16 protein-coding genes are annotated in these 19,621 nt (G+C 36.1%); 1 reads left to right on the plus strand and 15 read right to left on the minus strand.

Annotated elements, in window-relative coordinates:
* On the plus strand, nt 1–1,206 hold the full coding sequence (locus ACTSKG_RS07515) for a M20 family metallopeptidase (protein WP_464757519.1): 1,206 nt from the start codon (nt 1–3) through the stop codon (nt 1,204–1,206).
* Nucleotides 1,207–2,084: 878 nt separating this feature from the next.
* Here ACTSKG_RS07515 and ACTSKG_RS07520 read toward each other — a convergent pair.
* From ACTSKG_RS07520 to ACTSKG_RS07590, 15 genes are all read right to left on the minus strand, one after another.
* Nucleotides 2,085–2,342, minus strand: a complete 258-nt coding sequence (locus tag ACTSKG_RS07520) for a CsbA family protein (RefSeq protein WP_464757520.1) — start codon at nt 2,340–2,342, stop codon at nt 2,085–2,087.
* An 8-nt stretch (nt 2,343–2,350) separates the two neighbouring features.
* Nucleotides 2,351–3,514, minus strand: coding sequence for a PDZ domain-containing protein (locus ACTSKG_RS07525; protein WP_464757521.1), 1,164 nt, complete (start codon nt 3,512–3,514; stop codon nt 2,351–2,353).
* Between the two features lie 85 nt (nt 3,515–3,599).
* Nucleotides 3,600–5,021 (minus strand): S41 family peptidase, encoded by a 1,422-nt coding sequence (locus tag ACTSKG_RS07530; RefSeq protein ID WP_464757522.1) that lies wholly within the window; start codon nt 5,019–5,021, stop codon nt 3,600–3,602.
* A 71-nt stretch (nt 5,022–5,092) separates the two neighbouring features.
* Nucleotides 5,093–5,662: a peroxiredoxin family protein gene (locus ACTSKG_RS07535; protein WP_464757523.1), complete on the minus strand. Its 570-nt coding sequence runs from the start codon at nt 5,660–5,662 to the stop codon at nt 5,093–5,095.
* A gap of 821 nt (nt 5,663–6,483) precedes the next feature.
* A complete protein-coding gene (locus ACTSKG_RS07540) occupies nt 6,484–7,791 on the minus strand; it encodes a murein hydrolase activator EnvC family protein (protein ID WP_464757524.1) in 1,308 nt (435 codons plus the stop codon).
* 23 nt (nt 7,792–7,814) lie between these two features.
* Nucleotides 7,815–8,702 (minus strand): permease-like cell division protein FtsX, encoded by an 888-nt coding sequence (ftsX, locus tag ACTSKG_RS07545; protein ID WP_464757525.1) that lies wholly within the window; start codon nt 8,700–8,702, stop codon nt 7,815–7,817.
* On the minus strand, nt 8,692–9,378 hold the full coding sequence (gene ftsE, locus ACTSKG_RS07550) for a cell division ATP-binding protein FtsE (protein WP_464757526.1): 687 nt from the start codon (nt 9,376–9,378) through the stop codon (nt 8,692–8,694). Before ftsE ends, ftsX begins: the two co-directional genes overlap by 11 nt.
* Nucleotides 9,379–9,742: 364 nt before the next feature.
* The gene (gene cccB / locus ACTSKG_RS07555) at nt 9,743–10,096 is read right to left on the minus strand and encodes a cytochrome c551 (protein ID WP_464757527.1); all 354 of its coding nucleotides are present in this window, start codon (nt 10,094–10,096) and stop codon (nt 9,743–9,745) included.
* A 49-nt stretch (nt 10,097–10,145) separates the two neighbouring features.
* Nucleotides 10,146–11,015 (minus strand): YitT family protein, encoded by an 870-nt coding sequence (locus ACTSKG_RS07560; RefSeq protein ID WP_464757528.1) that lies wholly within the window; start codon nt 11,013–11,015, stop codon nt 10,146–10,148.
* 740 nt (nt 11,016–11,755) lie between these two features.
* A protein-coding gene (gene prfB / locus ACTSKG_RS07565) for a peptide chain release factor 2 (RefSeq protein ID WP_464757529.1) occupies nt 11,756–12,860 on the minus strand; the annotation gives its coding sequence in 2 pieces (ribosomal slippage) (nt 11,756–12,784 and nt 12,786–12,860; 1,104 coding nt in all).
* 26 nt (nt 12,861–12,886) lie between these two features.
* Nucleotides 12,887–15,397, minus strand: coding sequence for a preprotein translocase subunit SecA (gene secA / locus ACTSKG_RS07570; protein WP_464757530.1), 2,511 nt, complete (start codon nt 15,395–15,397; stop codon nt 12,887–12,889).
* A gap of 470 nt (nt 15,398–15,867) precedes the next feature.
* On the minus strand, nt 15,868–16,425 hold the full coding sequence (hpf, locus tag ACTSKG_RS07575) for a ribosome hibernation-promoting factor, HPF/YfiA family (RefSeq protein WP_464757531.1): 558 nt from the start codon (nt 16,423–16,425) through the stop codon (nt 15,868–15,870).
* Nucleotides 16,426–16,535: 110 nt separating this feature from the next.
* Nucleotides 16,536–16,916: a PilZ domain-containing protein gene (locus ACTSKG_RS07580; RefSeq protein WP_464757532.1), complete on the minus strand. Its 381-nt coding sequence runs from the start codon at nt 16,914–16,916 to the stop codon at nt 16,536–16,538.
* Nucleotides 16,917–17,074: 158 nt separating this feature from the next.
* Entirely contained in the window at nt 17,075–17,569 is a 495-nt protein-coding gene (locus ACTSKG_RS07585) for a C40 family peptidase (RefSeq protein ID WP_464757533.1), read from the minus strand.
* A 221-nt stretch (nt 17,570–17,790) separates the two neighbouring features.
* Nucleotides 17,791–19,479: a methyl-accepting chemotaxis protein gene (locus ACTSKG_RS07590; RefSeq protein WP_464757534.1), complete on the minus strand. Its 1,689-nt coding sequence runs from the start codon at nt 19,477–19,479 to the stop codon at nt 17,791–17,793.
* Nucleotides 19,480–19,621 lie beyond the last annotated feature (142 nt).

The following is a 19,621-nucleotide window of genomic DNA, read 5'->3' on the forward strand; positions in this document are numbered from 1 at the left end:
ATGAGTATCGCAATAGAAAAAAGAGATATAATCACTAATTCAATTGAGCAAAATCGGGAACTCTACATTCAAACAAGTCAAGAAATCCATGCAAATCCCGAAATTGGAAACAAAGAATTTTATGCAAGTGCAAAACATGTGGAACTTCTTAAAAATGCAGGCTTTGAAGTAACTACAGCAGTTGCAGAGCATGAAACATCTTTCTTTGCTGTTAAAGATAGTGGCAAAGAAGGAGCAGCAATCGCTTTTTTAGCTGAATACGATGCACTTCCTGGTATTGGTCACGCTTGCGGTCATAACATTATTGGTACAACTAGTGTAGCTGCAGCAATTGCATTAGCAGAAACATTACCTGAAATTGGTGGACGTGTCATCGTTCTTGGCACCCCTGCTGAGGAGGGCGGTCCAAATGGGAGTGCAAAAGGAAGCTTTGTGAAGCATGGTTATTTGAAAGATATCGACGCTGCTTTAATGATTCATCCTGCTGGAAAAACTTCCTTAACTAGTGAAACACTTGCTGTAGATCCATTAGAGTTTCATTTTTACGGAAAAGCTGCGCATGCATCCGGTTCACCTGAACAAGGCATAAACGCATTAGATTCGGTCATTCAGCTATTCAATGGAATAAATGCACTACGTCAACAATTACCATCGGACGTTCGTATTCACGGTATCATCACGCATGGTGGCGATGCCCCAAACATTATCCCTGACTATGCGTCTGCTCGCTTCTACATTCGTGCTGAAACTTGGAAAAAAACAGAGGAAGTCGCAGAAAAGGTTCGTGCGATCGCAAACGGAGCAGCCCTAGCAACTGGTGCTTCCGTGAAGATTGAACGTTTTCAAAATGAGGTACAAGACTTCGTATTAAATTCTGTATTAGATGAAGTAATTCATACTGAACTAGAGGCCATCGGAGAAGTAGTTCATCTCGAAAAACGAAAAGGAAAAGGCTCAACTGATGCTGGAAACATCAGTTACTTAGTACCTACCGCGCATCCACATATGAAAATTGGACCCGACGACTTAATTGCACACACGATTGAGTTTAGAGAAGCAGCCAAATCAAAAGAAGGTGACGAAGCGCTTATTAAAGGAGCAATAGTACTCGCAACAACCGGCTATCGCATTTTAACAGATGCAGAATTACTGCATAACATTCGTAAAGAATTCGAAGCCTCCTTAGCCCGAAAAGAAGCGGAATAGTGTACTTTCTAAAAAAAACGCAAGCTTTAAGTGCATCCTGTATTTACTATTTCAAGAGTGCTTTGAACGAAACATTGACTACACTATTACCGTAGTAATTTGGCTCTTGAAGTGACTGCGTCACTTCAAGAGCCATTTTTTTCGGTAATCTTGTGGCGGATGTTTGTCCGTCACCCTCTTGGAATTTGTGAGGACATGATGCGTTTGGTTTGTATAATTAGAGAAAAAATACTTTCCTACTCTTTTAAAAGCGGACGAAGATACAATTTCGTCCGCTCAGCGTAAATGCTCAACTAAGAAGTTAAAAACTGTCATAGAGCGACTAATTGTAAGATGAAAGTTACAGATTCTACACTGAAAGCAACAAAATCCTTGAAGAAAGCAACCATTTCTCAATTTAATATGATCGTTAGTTAAGGAACTACATTTTATCCGGATGCACAAAATTTCACCAAAATATTAAAAATCAATAGCATCTCTTATTCAACAACTATTAAAGGATGGCATGATCACAACGTTTACTTAAACTATTTCTATCCTCTTAGCGATAGCTGGGCTAAATCTTCTTGTTAGTACAACTCACTTAATGGATTGTAGTGAAAGGTGTGGCGACTCCAGACGGAGGCCAACAGGATGTTGGTCACGAAGGCATTGCCACACGATGTGGCGCTCTTAGCCTTCGTTCCTCGTAGAAAGATGAGCCATCACAACGAACGCGTGAGCTGTAGTGATGGTTCATCTCTCACCCTGCGGAACGCGTCCACCTGAAACGGAAATCTGCGGTATTATCTAACTCTTAAAAGTACTATGAACACTGGTGTCACAGGACGATAATGCATATAATTTCTTATTCTGTAAAAAAACATCAGCCCCTCTATTTAGGGAGCGGATGTTTTATTTTTGTCTCGATTTTTCATATGTGTCGCATACCAAAATCCACTTGTTAAAGATGCGGCATCTATAATATAAATCCACCATCTATGCGTGTATCCAGCGTACACCGATGCGGCAAATAGGGCAACCGTTAATACTAAAGAGACATAATGATTAAATGTTATACGAGTAAATAGTATAACTAGCAGTGCCGGAACAAAAATGGCTAATATTATTTGTGTTGATAAAGATAATGTTTCCATAATTCCTCCTACCTAACTAATATTAAGCCTAAACGATAATGATCGTGTTTGAATAGTATATGCTGCCGTAGACGGAGCTCTCCCCCCGTATCTAATACTTCCAAGCGGCAGTGAGCGGCATTAACTTGAACGGCTTCATATAGTTCGCTTTCATTTGTCACTTTTCGACCATTCACTTTCACAATACATTCACCGATGAGAAGTCCCATTTTCTCTGCAGGTGAATCTTCTAATACTGCAGCTATCATAACTCCATTCGACTGTGGAGATACAGCAAATGTTCCAGCCATTTCTTTTTTATAAGCAATATATGAAATAGCTAATCTAGCAATGATTCCAATAATCATCGCAATTATACTTATAATTGGCATTAGAAAACCTATTGAGGCAATGATCACGATTACAATTCCTAATTGCCAAACTTGTTTCCCTAATTTAGGGAAAAACTCCAATGCAAGTGACCTTCTACTTTTTTGTTGGAATCCAATGACAAATGGAAATAATATTAGTGAAAATGTTGATTCTCCAAGTGTAAATTGCGGCCAATAAGGGAGGTAGGAAGTAATCACATCTCCGGGTATAACCAGTAAAATCGGTAATAACCACAAGCGTTTCGTTACAAATTCAATTGCTTCACTACCTCTAGCTGTTTTTACTAAATTTGGAGAAGCATTTGCTCCGCCGTGCTTGTGAATAAGAATTCCCTCCACAAATAACAACAAACCGGCTAAAATAGCTATTGGAACAATTGCTTCCTGCAATATATTAAAACCAGTAATATTCCAAGAAAATAAATGAAAAGACCAATCATTCATATTCATAAAATACAGCGTAAGTACGCCTAATGCCATTGCATAAATGGGTGAACCAAGTTGGTATACAAAGAATAATATAAATATAATCATCCATGCACTATAGATAAATAGCCATAAAGATGGAACGACCAGTCCTACGAAGACACTGATGATTGAGAGAACAATTGCCCAAACATACCCATCCAATAAATGCTTTATCTCTGTCCAACCCCATAAAATTCTAGTGCGGAAATGCTTTCTTTCTCTCTTCACACGAAAATAACCAATTAATATGGAGAAAAGAAGCGTAATATACACTGCAGGATGGAGGAAAAAGAGTCCAATTCCTTTAGCCAATTCGATAAAAATATCTTCCATTATACGCAAACCCCTCTCTTACAACTATCCGTTCTACTATTGTAACAAACGAAGAGGGCTTTGCGTATAGGATTTTAGGATAATCTTATTTTTTCAAATTGTGGATTAAATAACTTATCCCCATTTGTAATTGCTTATCGTTCTCTTTTCTAGCTCTATAGTCCATAAGTGTCTTAGAAAGTGATTGGAAAAGGAGATCATCTATTTCATTATTTGCCTCAAGTTTACTATCTTTACGGTATTTTTCTACTGCTTTCATAGTATCTTCATCAAAATAACCATCTTTTCGCACAATATTGTAACCTAATGCTGCTAATATATTTTGAGCGTATTTTATTTCTTCTCCAAAATCGCCTACTCTAAATTCACCATGAGGATATTTAACGTCCATTGTATACAATTCCTCTGGCTCAACTTTTAGATCTGCTTCAATGCCTTTATGATGAATCCATTCTTGTTTTGGTGTAAGCCATTTATGAGTAGAGATTTTCAGCTTGCCCCCATTTGAAAGTGGATGCGTTTCTTGGACAGTACCTTTTCCAAAACTTGTTTCACCAACTATCATCGCACGGTTGTTATCTTTTAATGCACCGGCCAATACTTCACTAGCAGAAGCACTGCCACCATTTTGTAATAACACTGTAGGAATTTTATTTAAATACGGCTTTTCCTTACTTTCCGTGTTCAGCATCTCGAGAACCCCATTTGGATCTTGCATATAAGCAAAAGTTTTCCCATTTTCCAGTAAGGTACTAGCAATTGATGCCACACTAAATAAATAACCACCAGGATTACCTCTCACATCAATAAGAAGGCCATCAATCCCTCTGTCCATTAATGATTTTGTTTGTTTTTTCCATTCCTCACCTGTATTTTCTCCAAATATAGAAATGGTAACAAGTCCAATCGAATATCCATTTACTTCATATACTTCACTTGAAACTGAATGCAGAGCAATCGTTTCCCGTTTCATATGTAACTCAACATGCCGTTCCTCGCTAGAACGATAAACTGTCATTTTAAGACTCGTTCCTTTTTCGCCACTAAGCATTTTGACAAGCTCGGACAATGATTTTCCATCAAGTCTTTCTCCATTTACTCTAACAATTTCATCTTGAGGTTTTAATCCTGCTTTAAAAGCGGGAGAGTCTTTAAGAGGTGCTACTACAATAAATTTTCCACCTGAAATCGTAATTTCTGCACCAATTCCTACTCGTTCTTCTGCAAGAGATGCATCATGTGCAGTCGCTTCCTCTTTTGTTAAATACGTACTATGCGGATCTTCTAAAGCCTGTGCCATTCCCCGTATAGCACCTTCCACGATTTGTTTATCATTTTTTGAAAATACCGCTTCCTTTTTAATTAATTGAAATGCCTCATCAATTACTTGAGTATTACTTATAGCCGTCGTTTGTTGTTTAGTTGATGATTTTCCGAACCATAAGTACATCACACCGAGCAAAATAATAAACAAAAATACATATAAAAAAATCCGACTTTTGCGCAAGCTATACCTCCTATTTTTCCACTAATATATGTGAAAGAAGGAGAGTTTAATACTCGCACAAAAATCGGCAATTAATTTAGACTCTTAACTAAATCGCTAAGCATTTGTTCATCCATTGGACCAACTATCTTATTTTGTATCGTTCCATTTGTGTTAATCATATATGTAGTCGGAATAGTAATCGCTTGATATGTTTTTCCTACTTTTCCTTCTTCATCTAAGAGAATTGGAAAACTTAACGCATAATCTTCTTGGAACCCTTTCACTTTATCCATTCCCGAATCCAAATTTACCGCTAAAATTTCTACATTTTCTTTCTCTGCCATGTCCTCGTAATAGTTCTGCATATCCGGCATTTCCGCTTTACAAGGAGGACACCATGTTGCCCAAAAGTTTAAGACTACCTTTTTTCCTTTGTAATCTGCTAATGAAACTTCTTTTCCATCCAGTGTTGTGAGTGTAAAGTTTGGAGCATTATCACCTTTTGTAATTCCTTCACTTGCTGGATTTGTAGCTAAATCTGTTCCCAATTGAATATTGGACATTGCATCTGTTTTATCAACATTATTTTTTACAAACGAAATGGTCGCAATTGCAACTAAACAAGCAATAATTCCTAAACCGATTATTTTTTTCTTCACAGTTTTTCCCCCTCAAATTATGTACTTTATATTTCAAGAGTTATTAATAATAATCTACCGCTCCTATTATATGCATAAACGGTAGGAGAATACTAACTTGTTGCCTGAAAAGCGCAAGTGCTCTTTAAGTGCAATTCATAAATGCTAATGCTTTGCACGAAACATTGGTTACACTAATTACAGCGGGAATTTTGGATCGTGAAGTGACTGCGTTACTTCACGTCCCATTTTTTCGGTAATCTGTAATCTTGTGGCGGATGTTTTTCCGTCGCCATCTTGGAATTTGTGAAGACATGATGCGTTTGGTTTGGATAATTAGAGAAAAAATACTTCCCAACTCTTTTGAAAGCTCCGAAGATACCATTTCGGAAGCTCTATGCCATTAACTACAGGTTGATTTCCGCTGCAGGCAGACGCTTCGGGCTAACACGACGTTGGTCACAAAGGCGCGTTGCCATACGATGTGGCGCTCTTAGCCTTTGAACAATTGAATGCTCAGTCCAGGGTCTTGATTTGCTTGCTAATCCCCTAGGAGTGGCCTCCTACCGCTCCAATCACAGTCCTAGTAAGGAAAGAATATGCTTCGACTAATTAATCAACTGGTAATTTCCTTTGTTTATCTATATGACAAGAGGAAACAGAGGGGGAATAGGTAATATATACTTTTTTATGCTGCAAAAAAAAGGGCAAGGGCCATATAAGTGCAACTTGTCTTATCTATTTTCTGTAGGTTAACAGAGCACTTATAAAAAATAACGGTAGGCAAACTCGTTTATTTTGAGTTTACCTACCGACTGAAAGCAGAATATGCCGCGTTTATTTTATAAAGATATATATCTCAGTGGATTAACTGAGTTTTTCGCCATACCTTCCCATGTGCCGATATGGATTTCAAAATGTAAATGAGGACCGGTTGAGTTACCCGTTGTTCCGATTGCACCAATAATTTGTCCTTTAGAAACAACTTGTCCAACACTCACTTTGATACTACTTAAATGTGCATATAAAGAAGTGAAAATCTGGCCATCGATTGAATGAGTCACCATAATAACATTTCCGTATGTACTTAACGGCGATGCATATGAAACTACCCCATCGGCAGCTGAGATAACAGGTGTACCAATACTATTTGCAAAATCTACACCATAATGGAATTTTTCTGATCCATAAATTGGATGCACTCTTCCACCATATCCAGAAGTTAAACGACCACTTGCAGGTTTCGTCCATGCACCTGGAGATACATCTGGAACTGCTACGGAAGAGCCACTAGCGGCTTGCTGGCGTTTTCTCTCTTCGGCTGCTTTACGCTTTTTTTCTTCCGCTGCTTTTCTAGCAATTTCCGCAATGCGTTTTTGTTCCGCAATAATTTTATTTTGAATATCATCGCTTAATTCTAAAATATCGTCATATTCTGTTTCCAACTCTTGCTTCTGAGTATGTAACTTGGCTTGCTCAGCCTCTAATTGATCGATAAGGGTTCCTTTTGATTCTTTTTGTTTATCTAAAGATGCCTTTAAGTTCCCCAACTTATTTTTTCTTTCTTCTTGGTCACTTAGCTTTTTCTCTAAACTCAATTTTTGTTCTTCTAACTGTTTTTTATCATCAGCTTGTTCTTTTAAAATAGTTCGATCAGCATCCATTAAAGTACTAACCGCTGAAAAACGGTCTATAAAATCGATAAAACTATTTGCTCCAAGCAAAACATCTAAGTAACTTACAGAACCTCCACTTACTTGGACAGCACGAATACGTTCTTTTAAAAGTTCATCGCGTTCTTCAATTTTACGTTCTAATTCGGCAATGGAAGCATGTAATTTTTCAATTTGATCCGTTGTTAATTTTATTTCATTCAATACTTTAGAAATATTGTCTTCCGTTTTTATTATCTCTGTATCTAACGCTTTAATTTGTGCCGTGATTTGGTCAATTTTAGATCCATTTTGATCTATTTTCGTTTCTGTTTCTTTTATATTCGAGTGAATCGAATCTTTCTTTTGTTCCAATTGTTTCTTTTCATTTTTTAAATCACTTAAAGAATTCGCTAGCGCACTCGGTCCTGTGAATAAAAGTGCTGTTGATGTTGCTACGACTAAAAAGCGTAGCTTCCATTTAGACTGTTTTCTCAAAACGTATTGCTCCCCTCATCTTTTTAAACACGCAAAAATTTACGTACCGACATAAAACTTCCCCATACTCCAATTAATACACCCATTAGTAATATCAAAGCATCTACTTGATAAATAAAAGGAGAAAAGTCGAGGAGTTCAAATAGTTTCCCTTGCGCTAGTTTCGGCTCTAGCATGTTATAGATATTGTAGTAGAGTACAGAAACTAATGTGATTGGAAGAATAGAACCTAAAATCCCAAGCCACATTCCTTCTAAAATAAATGGAATTCTTATAAACCAATTAGTTGCACCAACGAGCTTCATAATTTCAATATCTCTTCTTCTCGCAACGATAGTAATACGAATAGTATTTGAAATTAAAAACATAGCAGTGAACAATAGAGCTAATATTAGTACTAACCCTACATTTCTACTTGTATTTAAGAACGAGAATAATCTCTCAATTTTTCCTTCTCCGTATTTAACTTCAAAAGTATTATCTAAGCGGTCAATTTTTTTCGCAACGACCTCTGTATCTTGTGGATTTTGAGCTTTTACAACAAACACATTATGTAAAGGGTTCTGTTGTTCAAATAAAAGTAAGTCATCACCGAAATCTAATACTAATTTATTTAATTCATCTTCTTTTGTCGAATAATGAACTTCAGCAACTCCTGGTGTCTTCTTAATTTCATCTGCTAATTTTGAAATAGAATTTTCATCTGCTGTTAATTCTACAATAACTTTTATTTCTACATCTTTTTCAAGATTATCTGCTACTTTATTTAAGTTCATCATAATCATGACGAATACACCTACAAGTAATAATGTAACCGTCACTGCACTTACCGAAGCAAAAGTCATCCATCCATTACGACTAATGCTTTTAAGGCTATCTCTAAAATGTCTACCTGCTGTTCTAGCTTTCATAACCGTAATCTCCTCCGTATTCATCCCGAGTGATTAATCCACCCTCTACTGCGATAACACGGTGTCTTATTGTATTGACAATTTCCTTATTATGAGTTGCCATTATAATAGTAGTTCCACGTGAATTAATTTCTTCGAATATATTCATAATTTCCCATGACGTATCTGGATCTAAGTTTCCTGTTGGCTCATCTGCAATAACTAATTGTGGAGTGTTTACAATAGAGCGAGCAATAGATACTCTCTGCTGTTCCCCACCGGAAAGTTCTGTTGGAAACATTCTAGCTTTATGTTTTAGACCTACAAGCTCTAATACATCCATTACACGTTTTCGAATGACTTTTGGCGTTTCTTCGATTACTTCTAATGCAAATGCAATGTTTTCGTATACATTCAAGCGAGGAAGCAATTTGAAGTCTTGAAAAACTACTCCGATTTGTCTTCTTAAATATGGAACCTTTGAGGGTTTCAAAGTTGCCAAATTGACACCGTTAATAAGAATGTCACCTGAAGTAGGTTTTTCTTCTCGATACATCATTTTAATGAATGTCGATTTTCCTGCACCACTAGGTCCAACTACATACACGAATTCGCCTTGTTTAATTTCTACGTCAATTCCATTGGCAGCAACAATTCCATTTGGATACTTTTTGTATACGTTTACCATTTCTATCATTTTTAAACCACCTATTTATTTCACTTTATAAATTTCGACATGCCTATTATAACATTAGAACTCTCTTCTATTATTACAATTACATTTCAATTTGTAGGTAATATTAGGTGATTCACCCAAGAAGCCTTGAATACTTAGGAGTATTTTATTACATACAAATTACCCAATTACTCTTATATTCTACATAAATCATCTATTTTCCTTCTTAATAAACAAAAAAACAGTTGCATCGAATAAGCAACTGTTTTTATTTCATAAACATAAAATTAATTAAATAGTTAAAACTAAAAATATTTTTTGTCGAATTAGCACTCCGTCTACCCTTCGATTGGTTGAATGAAAATCTTTCAACAGTATAGTCAGGTTATTTCTTCTCTGATAACCACTGAGCTACAGCCTCTGCATCTGCTCCTGCAACTAGTCCAGCTGGCATACCGCCTCTACCATGTTCAAGTACATTTAAAATTTCATCTTTTGATAGTCGAGAACCGACATTCATTAGATTTGGGGCGTTTCCTTGACCTTGTAAATTTCCTCCGTGACAAGTAGTACATTTTGCTTTTACAATTTTTTCGGGATCTACCGCTGCAGTTTCAGTTGTTGTAGTACCTGTAGTACCTGTTGTAGTATTGTTTGCTGTTTTATCTGTTTTTGCTCCACCACATGCAGCTAACATTAATACTGTTCCAAAAATTACTGCTAATAGTTTCTTGTTCATGTTAATCCTCCCTCAACAATAATTGCTTTGCATTATTATTATACCAATATTAATACTTTTTAAAACCTTCCCCAAGAACTTCATATGCATCTGAAACTATTACAAATGCAGAAGGATCCAGCGTTTTGACTAATTGTTTCAACTTTGTGAATTCGGTTTGATATGCAACAACCATTAATATTGGTCGTTCTTGATCCGTATATCCACCTATTGCTGGTAGTTTCGTCACCCCTCTATCAATTTCTTTATATATAGCATTCCTTATTTCTTCTTGTTTATTCGTAATAATATAAATCATTTTTGATTGACTAAATCCCAATTGGATGATGTCAATTGTTTTTGTCGTTACAAATAAAGCAATCAGAGCATAAAGTGCTTTTTCAATATCAAAAACGATAGCAGCACTGAGTACAATTAAACCATCAATTAATAAAACACTCTTACCTAGAGAATAACCTGTATATTTCGCTATAATTTGTGCTGCTAAATCAGTTCCCCCTGTTGAGGCTCCACCACGGAAAACGATACCTAATCCAAGTCCTACCGTAATACCACCAAACAAAGCACCAAGTAGTGGATTTGTCGTCCAAGGCTCCCAACTTGAAGTAAACAAAACAACAGCTGGTAATGTAAGGGTACCTACAAATGATTTAATACCAAACTTCGCACCTAAAAAAAATAAACCCGCTATAAATAAGGGAATATTAAACGCATATTGAACAATCCCTGGTTCCCATCCAAGAACACCCTTTAATATTGTACTAATTCCACTTACCCCACCTGAAGCAACTTGATTTGGTAATAAAAATACATTAAAACCAATGGCAATTATTGCAGCTCCCAGAATAATATATAAATAGTCTCTTCCTTGCTCCAACAATGGAGGAAGTTCTTTGTGTATTCTTTGATTTGTAGTCATGTTTTATCCTCTTTCTTTTATTAATTCTATATGATGCCCGAACTAGTATAACAACAGAATGGGAGTTTGTGAACTTCAGTAAAGCGGAGAGATAAAGAGACAAAGTAGACTGGAGTCCATTAACACCTGCAGCAAGCTTATCAGCACCTACCAAAACTATGAGCACCCAAATTGTTGCTATAAGCGCATAAATAGAGTCCATCAGCACCTAAAGCAAGCGTATCAGCACCTACCAAATCTATGAGCACCTAAATTGTTGCTATAAGCACCTAAACTGTTGCTATAAGCGCATAACTAGAGTCCATCTGCACCTAAAGCAAGCGTATCAGCACCTACCAAATCTATGAGCACCTAAACTGTTGCTATAAGCACCTAAACGGAGTCCATCAGCACCTAAAGCAAGCGTATCGGCACCTACCAAATCTATGAGCACCTAAACTGTTGCTATAAGCACCTAAACGGAGTCCATCAGCACCTAAAGCAAGCGTATCAGCACCTACCAAATCTATGAGCACCTAAACTGTAAATATAAGCGCATAACTAGAGTCCATCAGCACCTAAAGCAAGCGTATCAGCACCTACCAAATCTATGAGCACCTAAACTGTAAATATAAGCGCATAACTAGAGTCCATCAGCACCTAAAGCAAGCGTATCAGCACCTACCAAATCTATGAGCACCTAAAGAAAACAAAAAAATACCCTAATGTTATTTACTTAACATTAGGGTACCATTCTTCTATTAATTTATTCGTGAACGTAAATATGCGTGTATAAATTGGTCTAACTCACCGTCGACAACTGCGTGGACATTTCCGCTTTCTTCACTTGTACGATGGTCTTTTACCATAGAGTATGGGTGGAAAACGTAAGAACGAATTTGACTTCCCCATCCAATTTCTTTTTGTTCTCCACGGATCTCTGCAAGTTGCGCTTCTTGTTCTTCTATTTTCAATTGATACAATTTTGATTTTAAAAGTTTCATAGCTTGCTCACGGTTTTTTATCTGTGAACGTTCGGTTTGACAAGTAACAACCGAATTGGTTGGTAAATGCGTAATACGAACAGCTGAATCGGTTGTATTAATATGCTGACCACCAGCACCAGTTGCTCGGTATGTGTCGATTTTTAAATCTTCTGTTCTAATGTCGATTTCAATTTCGTCTGTGAATTCTGGCATAACTTCACAAGATACGAACGAAGTATGTCGACGGCCAGAAGAGTCAAATGGTGAAATTCGTACAAGACGATGTACACCTTTCTCCGCTTTTAAGTAACCATAAGCATTATGCCCTTTAATCAACAGTGTCACCGATTTGATACCTGCTTCATCACCAGGTAAATAGTCGATTGTCTCCACCTTGAAGCCATGTTTATCTGCCCATCGTTGATACATACGAAGTAATATAGAACCCCAATCCTGTGACTCTGTACCACCTGCACCTGGATGCAATTCTAAGATAGCATTATGTTTATCATATTCTTCACTTAAAAGTAATTGCAATTCAAAGTCGGATAGTTTGCTACTGAATTCTTTTAATTCGGTCCCAAGCTCTTCTTGTAATTCCTCGTCTGGTTCTTCTTTAATGAGTTCAAGAGTCATTTCTAGATTTTCTTGTGTGGAAACAAGGTCATTGTATTGTTCTACTATTCCCTTTAATCCATTTAACTCATTAATTACTTTTTGAGCGCCTTGTGAATCATCCCAAAAATCTGGGAAAGTCATCAGTTCTTCTAGCTCTTGTATACGGACTTCTTTGTTTTCTAAGTCAAAGAGACCCCCTGAAGTCTTTTAATTTTCCTGCTGTTCGATCCAATTCATTTCGTACTACTGCTATTTCAACCATATTATTTGTTCCTCCGACTTTCTCGTTTACTGCACTGCACCGTGACAGTTTTTATATTTTTTTCCACTTCCGCAAGGACATAAGACATTTCTACCTACTGCGGCGTCATTGCGAACCGGTTTTTTCTTTACAGCTTCTCCATCTTCTTTTGGATTTACTGCTTGGCCTTTTGCTACTTCTTCACGTTCTAGGTTGTTACGAATTTCCGCTTTCATTGCATATTTTGCTACATCTTCTTGAATGGATTCTACCATTGCTTCAAACATTGCAAAACCTTCACTTTGATACTCACGAAGCGGATCATTTTGTCCATATGCACGTAAATGAATCCCTTGGCGAAGCTGATCCATCGCATCGATATGATCAATCCACTTAGAATCAATAGAGCGAAGTAATACTACTTTTTCGAATTCACGCATACGTTCAGAAGTTAAATCTTCTTCTTTTGCGTCATAAAAGCGAATTACTTCATCTTTAATTTTTGCTTCGATTTCTTCTGAAGATAGACCTTCTAAGATTTCCTTCGTAATAAACCCTTCAGGCAATAAATTTGCATGAATATAATCTTCAATACCTTTTAAACCCCACTCTGCTTTATTGTCAGAGCTTGTATGGGATGCTACTAAACGTTCGATTGCACCGAAAATCATTGATTCCACTAGGGTACGCATATTTTCAGTTTCTAGCACTTCATTTCGTTCTTTGTAAATAATTTCACGTTGTTGACGTAATACATCATCATACTGTAGCAAACGTTTACGTGAGTCAAAGTTATTTCCTTCTACTCGTTTTTGTGCTGATTCGACTGCACGGGAAACCATTTTCGATTGAATTGGTTGGGAATCATCCATGCCTAGTTTCGTCATCATATTTCGCATATTATCAGAACCAAAACGACGCATTAATTCATCTTCCATAGAAAGATAAAACTGCGTGATACCAGGATCGCCTTGACGACCAGAACGTCCACGTAATTGATTATCGATACGTCTAGACTCATGACGCTCCGTACCAATTACAGCAAGTCCGCCAACCTCAATTACACCTTCACCAAGCTTAATGTCAGTACCACGTCCAGCCATATTAGTCGCAATTGTAACAGAACCCGTATGACCGGCTGTAGCAATAATTTCCGCCTCATGCTCATGATTTTTCGCATTTAATACATTATGCTTAATACCATGTTTGGTTAACAAATTAGAAATAATTTCAGAAGTTTCTATGGCAACCGTACCAATCAAAACAGGCTGACCATTTTTATGTCTTTCAGCAATATCCGCAGCAACCGCTTCAAACTTTCCAGTCATGGAAGCATAAATTAAATCTGCACGGTCATCCCTTGTAATAGGTCGGTTCGTTGGAATCGCAATAACGTTCATGTTATAAATATTTCGGAATTCCTCTTCTTCTGTTTTCGCAGTACCAGTCATACCTGATAACTTATCATACATACGGAAAAAGTTTTGGAACGTAATCGTAGCCATTGTCATCGATTCATTTTGAATTTCTAAACCTTCTTTTGCCTCGATTGCTTGATGTAAACCATCGCTATAACGACGGCCTTTCATCAGACGTCCAGTAAACGAGTCAACGATTACAACTTCTCCATCTTGAACTACATAATCCACATCTAAATGCATAGACACATGCGCTTTTAAGGATTGATTGACTGCATGATTCAAACGAACATGTGTTAAATCAAATAGGTTTTCAATTCCAAATGCATTTTCCACTTTTTCAACGCCAGTATCGGTTAATGTAACCCCTTTTGTTGATTCTTCATACGTATAATCATCATCTTTTGTTAATGTGCGAACGAAAGCATTCGCTTGTTTATAAAGAAGTGCCGCTTTATTCGCTTGCCCCGAAATAATTAAGGGAGTTCTAGCTTCATCGATTAAAATGGAGTCAACTTCATCAATAACAGCATAGTGAAGAGGACGTTGTACTTTATCTTCCTTGTACAACACCATATTATCTCGAAGATAATCAAAACCTAATTCGTTATTCGTAGAATACGTAATATCTGCAGCATAAGCTTCACGTTTTTCTTCTTTAGATAAGGAATTCAAGTTTAAGCCAACTGTCATCCCTAGAAATTCGTATAGTTGTCCCATTTCAGTTGCATCACGGCTTGATAAATATTCATTTACTGTTACAACGTGTGAACCTAGACCTGGAATTGCATTCAAATACACGGACATAGTAGAGGTAAGTGTTTTACCTTCCCCTGTTTTCATTTCCGCAATATTTCCTTCATGTAGCGCTACAGACCCCATCACTTGAACATGGAAAGGGTACATACCTAGCACTCGCTTTGCACCTTCACGAACTACTGCAAATGCTTCCGGCAATAATTCATCTAATGTCTCTCCATTAGCGTATCGGGTACGAAACTCATCTGTTTTGGCACGTAATTCTTCATCTGTTTTGGAATTCATTTCACTCGCAAATGCTTCCACTTTATCAGCAACTTTTTCTAATCGCTTTAAGTCACGTTTATTTAAATCGAATACTTTATTTAATACACCAAGCATCTATTTTTCACTTCCCATTTAGTCTTACTCTCCATTTTACCATTGGATACCAAGGCGTGCAAACAACATGTCAGATTCCCAGCATGTTGTCTGCAAAGAGTTTGTAACAAAATAAAACAAATATTAAACCGACATTTGAGTTTTGCATCATTATAAGTAGTGTGCATCTTGTCTTCACCTTTTCCTACTACACTATTATTCTTGTGGCGGATGGAGAGACAAGGTACGTAAGGTTTGGAGAAGATACAATTTCGTCCGCTTATGCCTTCTTTACCTATAGATGCTATCTATTCCGCAGGCAAGGTAAGTTGCTTGATGCTTGCCTTTTAGACAACGTCCGCCCGCACAGTAAATCATCCTGTTTCATTAGCCAAAGAATTTATTTTTTATACTAAAAAACTCTCCTCTTGCATGGAGGAGAGTGGGACTTTTACATATAGCATGACCGATAACAATTGTTTACAGTCAAATTAGTTTGTTTCGATTAAACCGTATTTTCCATCTTTTCGTTTGTATACTATGTGAGTGCCGTTTGAATCTGCATCTGTAAAGATATAGAAATTATGGCCTAACATATTCATCTGTAGTACTGCTTCTTCTTGATCCATTGGTTTTAAGTCAAATTGTTTTGTTCGAACAATATTATATTCATCTTCATCGGATTGAACTCCCGGAGCATCAGGAGCATCAATTGTAGCAAAGTAAGCACTAACACCTTCACGCTCACGGAACTTACGATTTACTTTTGTTTTATACTTACGTATTTGACGTTCTAACTTATCAACGATTAAGTCAACAGCTGCATACATATCGGCATTCCGTTCTTCTGCACGTAAAGTTAAATTTTTCATAGGAATTGTAACTTCTACTTTTGTTTGTTTGTCATTATACACTTTTAGATTTACATTGGCTGTAGCTTGGATCTCTTCGTTGAAATAACGGGCAACTTTTTCTATCTTCCCCTCAACGTGATCTCGAATTGCAGGAGTCACCTCAATATTTTCTCCACGAATGTTAAAGTTTAACATGAAAACTCCTCCTTTAATATAACTCTAATAGTATATTTCTACATCCTCTTTAAAATATCCTTCTTTCTTAAAAGAATATTTTTATTTTTTGTCGAACTTTGTTGTATAAATCACTTCTTCCTTTCGATTTCTTTTTTGCGTCTATTTTTAAGTTCACTGATAATTAAGCTTTCCCCTTTTTCATCATCCATAAACCTTACACCATACTCATAACCAGAAATTTTACGATGTGACCATACAAATTCACCGATTAATGAAATAAGTGTTTCATCTAATTTAAATTGTAATTCAACATGATTTAATTTCTGAATTGAAATAAATAGCTCTGAATACATTTTCATCCCATGTGGACTTATGTCGATTATTGTACACTTACCCTTTTTTGAAATTTCTTCCGGAGAGGATTCGCTTGCATCTTTTATTAGTCGGAAAGTTGCTTCACACGGCTCATCGAATGTATATCTAAAGTATTCGTTTCGTTTATAGAGCATTTCTTTACCTCCTTTCAGAACAAATAAATTTACAGTCTGACTTTCCTCCATTATGACGAAGGATAACTAAACTTTCAATATCTTTGTACGATTCAAATGACTTAGAAAATAAAAAAGCTCTATCGCTAATTATACGATAGAGCAGTTATCTATATGATTTATTTAATCGAAGCTACAGAGACATCTGCTACTCTTTTCGCTCCAACATAATGTTTAGACCAATAATGTGGATCACTTAATTTATCAATTTTAACTCCTTGAGAAGAAGAAGAATGAATAAACTTTCCATCTCCTATGTAAATACCTACATGAGAAATTCCACTACCAGAAGTATTAAAGAAAACTAAATCTCCTGTTGACAAGTTATCTTTATCTACTTTAGTACCTGTACTGTGCATACCTGCTGAAGTTCTTGGAAGATCAATACCAACATCATCAAACACATAGTTCACGAACCCAGAACAATCAAAACCAGCTTTTGTTGTTCCACCACTACGATATTTAGTACCTATTAAATTTTTAGCTGTAGCTACTAAGTCATTCGAACTTACTAAAGTGGAAGCTTCAGTATTTCCTCCAAATGGAGCTGTGACTAAAATAATAGTAAATAATAATATAGTTATGATTTTTCGTGACGTAAGTCTTAGGTTCATGGTTATCCTCCAAAGGACTAAAGTTTTCTGAAATATTAACTAAAATCATCTTACCACGTAATATTCCTTTTTAATTTTACATTTGTGTAACAATTGTGTTACAAAACTCATTAACTTTTTCATTGAAAATATATTCAAAAATAGTATAAACCCTTATAAAATCTAAGTTTAATAAAGAAATTAGCCCCAAAAAGTCAAACAAATGACTTCTGGGGCTAATGTCACATTTTAAATCGTGACGTGGATGCTTTTAAAATATCTGCTTGCTCGCTTACTCCATTTATAAGATAAGAAAGAGATTCAACCGTTCGAACATTTGATAATAGTAACTGCATGGTTTCTTCCATTTGAACGGTATTTACTTCGATGGATTCTGTTAAGGCAAAAATAAGCTTTTCAGAGGTATTCTTTTCTTGTTCAATTGTAATAATTGAATTAGTCATATGATCATTTTGATTTTTAGAATCATGAATAAAACTTATAATATCATCCATTTTTTCATGTAATAATTGAAAAGTTGTTGCATTTTTTTTCGATGTAGATAAACCTTCTGCGAATACTTTTTCCATTACATTTCCTTGTAACGTAATAGAATTAGAAACTCCATAAATCGTTTCTGCAGTAGTAGATACTTCATCTGCAAGCTTTTTCACTTCTTCTGCAACAACTGCAAACCCTTTTCCATGAATACCTGAACGTGCTGCCTCGATGCCGGCATTTAAAGCAAGTAAATTGGTTTGTTTAGATATAGCTTGTACTATTGCCGTCATTCGAGCAATTTCTTCTGTTCTTTCTTGTAATAATTGACGTTCCTTATCCGCCTCTTTAAATAATGTGCGCAGTCTCTTCGTTTCGTTAGCAGCTGTCATCATGGCAACCGCACTTTCATCAGCTATCTGTACAGCAATTGCTGCCTGATTATTTAAATGCACAGCATTCTCTGTAACTTCTTGAAAAGTACGAGAAAATTCTTCTAAAAATGCTCTGATCCCAATCGATGATTCTTTCTGTTCAAGCATATTGCGACTGATTTCGTTAATTGCAAAGTGTACTACATCCGCGCTCTCAACTGTTTCTTTCGAATGACCTTTTAAAGTGCCGCTATCCATACTTAATTTTTCTGCAGTTTGTTTAATCGTAAAGACCATAGTTGTTAAGTTTCTTTGCATCTCGTTCATCGCACTAGAAACTTCTCCAATTTCGTCTTTCGTCCAAACATGAAGTGGCTTAATCAGTAAGTCCCCTGTTGCAATTTCCTTTGCAGAGGATGCCACTTCTCTTAGTTGATTTTTTATTTGTCTATTCGTTAAAAACAATAAGGCTAGTGATATTAAGCCTGCAAAGATGAAGGATGTAATGACTACTATGATTGTATTTTGTTGACTTTTATTCATTTTTTGTATGATTAATTCCCGATTGTTCGATTCTTCTTGCCTTGTTTTATCGAGTATTTGTGTAAGTTGAATTTGCTTTTTATTAATTGCTTGTAATTGTCTTCGCTTTGCTACATTTTCCTTTTTTTCTACAGATTCTTTTAAATTTTTTTCGAATGTCACATACATGCCATTTAAAGATTGTGTGAAGGCGTCCCAATCTAAATTATCAATTCTTTCACTAGAAGTCGCTATTAAATCTTTAAGATTGGCTTTTTTCACTTCATAATCTTTTTCAAATTCCGGTAATGGATCCCCAGTATATTGTGAAATGGCAATATACAAACCCGCTACTTCCGAACGCATAACATCCATTTTTTCGACATTTCGAAAAGAAGTTTCTAGTTTTTCTGATAATTTTTGATTATGAATAACTTGAATAACTAACAAAGCTCCCATTACACCAAATAAGAAAAAAGAACTAAAAATAGTGATAGAATATTTCTTTCGAAGTGGAATACTAGACCATTTTTTCATAGATATTAAGACCTCCTACGTGGAAATATAGCATATTTCTTCTTCGTGAATAGCGTATTTCCGGAGTCTTAACAATAACTTTACAATATATTAATAAAGACAAATCTGAAAATTCAATGTAGGATAAAACTAAACCATAACG

Source organism: Psychrobacillus syltrankelensis (genome assembly GCF_055454035.1).